Origin of the sequence: Mycobacterium sp., from assembly GCF_035697385.1 — a bacterium.
Taxonomy (GTDB): Bacteria; Actinomycetota; Actinomycetes; order Mycobacteriales; family Mycobacteriaceae; genus Mycobacterium.
Genome location: NZ_DASSCY010000384.1, coordinates 1 through 4,841, shown reverse-complemented (window position 1 = coordinate 4,841; position 4,841 = coordinate 1). Strand labels below are relative to the sequence as shown.

The following is a 4,841-nucleotide window of genomic DNA, read 5'->3' as shown; positions in this document are numbered from 1 at the left end:
GGCGACATGCAGCGCCAAGGCTCCCATCCGGTCGACGTCGGCGACAATCTGAATTGAGCCGACGATGGCCCGCAGGTCGCCTGCCACCGGCGCCTGCAGCGCCAAGAGCACGAAAGCCGATTCCTCGGCCTTGGTGCTCATCGCGGCGATCTGCTCATGGTCGGTAATGACCTGTTCGGCCAGCACCAGATCGGCCTGCAGCAGGGCTTGGGTCGCGCGCTCCATGGCAACGCCCGCAAGCCCGCACATTTCGCCGAGCTGGCTTGTCAAGGCATCTAGTTGCTCGTGGTACGCGGTTCGCATGGAGCAAGCCTACGGCCTAAGCCGTCAAATCGTCACGACGTGGATGGTGAACGAAAGGTGAATGCCACCTGCCCAAACGCTGTCCCTCGGCGCCGCTTGCCGCTATTCGCAGGTGGTGTCGGCCGCGTTCGTCACTGTCAGGTCCTCCGGCAGCTGCGTCGGGGTGCTGCTGGTGCCGTGAACGACGTGGACCTGCACGGGCGAGCCGCTGGGCGATGGAGGGGCAACCGAGTAGAAGTCGGAGCCGAGGACGACCTGCACGACGTCGCCCTTGCCGGTTACCCGCTCGATCGTCGGGTTCGTGAACGACGACGCGACCGTTGCGGCGGCCTGCTCGTTGCCCGGCGAGAAGAACACCGTCGTCGAGGTCAGCGGCCCCGGGTAGTCGTCGGGCGTCGTCACGTTGAAGCCGTGGTTCTGCAGTTCGCCGGCCGCGGTCGCACCGAGGCCGTCTTCGCCCGTCGAATTCGACACCTGCACGGTGATGTCCTGTGGATTCGTCGTGACCGCGTCTACGAGCTCACTGCTCGGTTCCGCCGGCGCGGTCGAGCTGGGGTCGGACTGCTCGGCGTCCGGGGTCGCGCTCACCATCGACTCCGGCGTGCCGGGCACCGGCGTGTTGTCGGCGTTCTTCTCCTCAGGCAGCGGGTCGTCGTTGATGATCGCGTCGAAGATTGCGCGGTTGTCCTCCTCGCGCAAGTGCTCGTTGCCGTATTCGTCCATGTAGCCGGTCGTCGGGACGGTCAAGAAAGTGATACGGCCCGCCGCGATGCCCTGAATCGACTGGCCAAGGGTGACCAGATCCTTGGTGTCCATGTTGTCGACGTAGCTGTCGTTGATGAACATGTTGACGACGTTGTTGAGCTTGGACAGTGAGAAGAACACTTCTTTGGAGATCAGCGAGCGCATCAGGGACGACAAGAACAACTGTTGCCGCTTGATGCGGCCGTAGTCGCCGTTGGTTTCGGTGGTGACCTGGCGGGCGCGCACATACTGCAATGCCGTGTGCCCGTCGACCATCTGGCGGCCGGCGTTGGGTAGCACGGTCCCGAGTTCGTAGTCCTCCAGCGGCGTGGTGCTGCACACCTCGACGCCGCCGAGCGCGTCGACCATCTTGGAAAAGCCTGCGAAATCGACTGCCATGAACCGGTTTACGGACAAGCCCGACAGCTTCTGGATCACCTTCACCAGGCACTTGGGTCCGCCGACCGCGTACGCGGAGTTCAGCTTCGTTTCCGTGTACACCTCCTCGGAGCCGTACATCGGCGACTCCGGGTCGGTGATGGGGCCGTATTCACCGGTGTCCGGATTCCACGGCTCGCACTGCCTCGGCTCGATGGCCAGGTCACGCGGAAATGACACGGCCACTACGCGTTCGCGGTTGGCGGGGATGTTCACCAGCATCACCGTGTCGGACCTGGCGCCGCCGGCATCCTCGGGCGTGCCTGCGCCCATGTCCAGGTTCGCACCTGCTCGGCTGTCGACGCCGACGATCAGGAAGTTCTCGTCGCCGAACTGCGCGTTGGGATCGACGATGTCGCGCGAATCCTGATCCAGCGCCGAAACCCTGTTGAGCATGCTGTTTTTCGTCGACTGCCACTGCCATGCGCCGCCGGTGAGAGCCAGTGCCAGCACGGCGATCGCGGCGGCGATCGCTCGACCGGCCACCATCGACCTGCGCCGCCCGCGGTGTGGTTCGGACTGTGGCGCACCGCGTCCTGAGCCGATCCGCGACGGCGGCACCCGGCCGGGGCGGCGAACCAGCGCAAGGTCCGGTATGTCGGAGGATGGCTCCGACACGATCGGGATGACTTCGGTGTCCTGGTTCTCGGGCTCGGCGTAGGCCGGCTCGAACGGCTCGGGGGCCTCGAAATGTTCGGAGCGGGCGTCCTCGCGCACCGCCTCGATGACCTCCGTCGGTGGTGCGGGAGGCGCTGGCGCCGGTTCAGGCTCGACGCGGCGGCGTTTGAGCTCCTGCGGAACGCTGGCGTCGCCGTGGACCTTGGCGATCAGGTCGGCGACGGTGACACCGTCGGTGTGGTTGCCGGTCGGCTTGTCCGCTTCGCTGTCCTCAGATTGCGCAGCCGCGCTGCGCTCCCACGGCGCGGCGCCTGGTGACGGGCGCGGCGTTCGGGTAAGCCATTGGTTGTCGCCGCCGCGATCGGACGGTCCTGAGGGGTAGGGAGGGCCAGGAGTGGCGCTATCGCCGTCACTCATGTTCCTACCAGCCTCCGACTCTCAAAACAGTGCGCGTCGGTGCGCGTGGGCGTATGCGGTGCCTATGTCTCTAGCAGCACTCGGTGGGCTCCGCCACCGGAGCCGATACGACAAGACTCATATCGTACTGAGACATCCTGAGAGACGTGATGTCGAGATCGTCTCGGTTAGCCCCCAGAATGCATAACGTCCCCGCCCTCGGGCACGGTGCAATCGTCGGGGTCGGTCAGCCAGCCTTCGGGCAGAGCGACCGACGCCGGTGACCCCTGACGCCCGCGCGGGCCCGTCGCGGCGGCAGGAAATGGCACGTCGGCGTCGAGTTGACCCAGCAGTGAGTCCAACTCTGCCAGCGTCTTGACCAGGGCCAACGCCCGGCGCAGCTCCGCGCCTGCGGGGAATCCGTGCAGGTACCACGCGATGTGCTTGCGGATGTCACGCATGCCTTTGTCTTCGCCGAAGTGGGCCGTGAGCAGTTCGCCGTGCCTGCGGATGATCGTGGCCACCTCACCGAGCGTGGGCGGCGTAGCGGCCGTCGTGCCCGCAAAGGCTGCCGAGAGTTCGGCGAACAGCCACGGGCGGCCCAGGCAGCCACGGCCGATGACCACGCCGTCGCAGCCGGTGGCGGCCATCATGGCCAGTGCGTCGTCGGCGTCGAAGATATCGCCGTTGCCGAGCACCGGTATGCCGCTGACGTGCTGTTTGAGCAGGCCGATCTGTTCCCAGTCCGCTGTTCCGGAGTAGCGCTGCGCCGCGGTGCGGGCATGCAGCGCGACGGCAGCGGCGCCCTCCTCAGCGGCGATCCGGCCGGCGTCCAGGTGGGTGTGGTGGTCGTCGTCGATGCCGATCCGGAATTTGACCGTGACGGGAATGCTGGTGCCCTCGGTGGCGCGCACCGCCGCGGCGACGATCTGGCCGAATAGCCGGCGCTTGAACGGCAGTGCCGCACCGCCGCCGCGCCGGGTGACCTTTGGAACCGGGCAGCCGAAGTTCATGTCGATGTGGTCGGCCAGGTCCTGGTCAGCGATCATTTTCGCCGCGGCATAGGTGTTCTGCGGGTCCACGCTGTAGAGCTGCAGCGACCTCGGCGACTCGTCAGGCGCGAAGGACGTCATGTGCATGGTGACCGGGTGCTGTTCCGCGAGTGCCCGCGCGGTCACCATCTCGCACACGTACAGGCCGCTGACCGTGCCCGCCCTCGCCAGCTCCAGTTCGCGACACAACGTGCGGAATGCGACGTTGGTCACACCGGCCATCGGGGCGAGCACGACGGGGCTCGGCAGCGCGATGGGGCCGATCCGCAGCTGCCGCGCTGCAGTGTCAGTTAGGACGCTGATGACGAGACCAAGAGGTTCTTGGCCGCCTTCTTCTCGGCGACCTTGCGTTCGCGCTCGAGGCGGCGCAGCTTGGCTTCTTCGAACTTCTCGCAGGTCTCCGTGAGCTCCTCGACGAGCAGTCCGAGATCGTCGCGCATCTTGGCGGCTTCGCCGGTGAAGTCCTCGCGTTCGAAGATGCGCCACTTCTTGAGCACCGGCATCACGACGTCGTCGAGGTGGATGCGCGGATCGTAGACACCGCCGACCGCGATGATGACGGCCTTGCGGCGGAACTCGGGAACGGTGTACCCGGGCATCTTGAAGTTGCGCAGCACCCGGTGCAGCGACGCCATCGCCTGGTTGGGGGCGATTTCGAAGCCCGCCTCGGAGACGTCGCGGTAGAAGATCATGTGCAGGTTCTCGTCGGCCGAAACCCGTTGCAGCAGTTGGTCGGCGACCGTTTCCTGGCAGGCCTTGCCGGTGTTGCGGTGCGACACCCGCGTGGCCAATTCCTGGAACGTCACGTAGATGACCGAATCGAAAAGGCTCTCGGCGAACAGGTCGCCCTGCGCATTCTGGCCCGGGGAGAAACCGCGGGTGACCTGCTCGACGCGCAGCTGCTCGAGTTCGACGGGGTCGATGGCACGGGTGACGACGAGGTAGTCGCGCAGCGCGATGCCGTGGCGGTTCTCCTCAGCGGTCCAGCGGTTGACCCACTGGCCCCACGCGCCGTCCATGCTGAAGTTCATCGCGATCTCGCGGTGATAGGACGGCAGGTTGTCCTCGGTCAGCAGGTTCTGCAGCATCGATACCTGGGCGACCTCGGAGAGCTTCGACTGCTCGGGATCCCAATCCTGGCCGCCGAGGGCGTAATAGTTCTTGCCATCCGACCACGGGATGTAGTCGTGCGGGTTCCAGTCCTTGCGCATCCGCAGATGCCGGTTGAGATTCGCCTCCACCACCGGCTCAAGTTCTTTGAGTAGGTGCAGGTCGGTCAGGTCTTGCGCC

At 66.0% G+C, this 4,841-nt stretch carries 4 protein-coding genes; all 4 read right to left on the bottom strand.

Translation table 11 applies throughout. The features are described from left to right. A partial coding sequence (locus VFH65_RS31850) for a PhoU domain-containing protein (protein WP_353327486.1) occupies positions 1-303 on the bottom strand: 303 nt, incomplete at its 3' end. 102 nt (positions 304-405) lie between these two features. Then, the gene (locus VFH65_RS31845) at positions 406-2,520 is read right to left on the bottom strand and encodes an LCP family protein (RefSeq protein ID WP_353327484.1); all 2,115 of its coding nucleotides are present in this window, start codon (positions 2,518-2,520) and stop codon (positions 406-408) included. A gap of 167 nt (positions 2,521-2,687) precedes the next feature. Continuing rightward, positions 2,688-3,854, bottom strand: coding sequence for a tRNA dihydrouridine synthase DusB (dusB, locus tag VFH65_RS31840; protein WP_353327489.1), 1,167 nt, complete (start codon positions 3,852-3,854; stop codon positions 2,688-2,690). Beyond that, complete coding sequence (locus tag VFH65_RS31835; protein WP_353327488.1) at positions 3,842-4,831, bottom strand: acyl-ACP desaturase; 990 nt, start codon at positions 4,829-4,831, stop codon at positions 3,842-3,844. Before VFH65_RS31835 ends, dusB begins: the two co-directional genes overlap by 13 nt. Between the last annotated feature and the right edge of the window lie 10 nt (positions 4,832-4,841).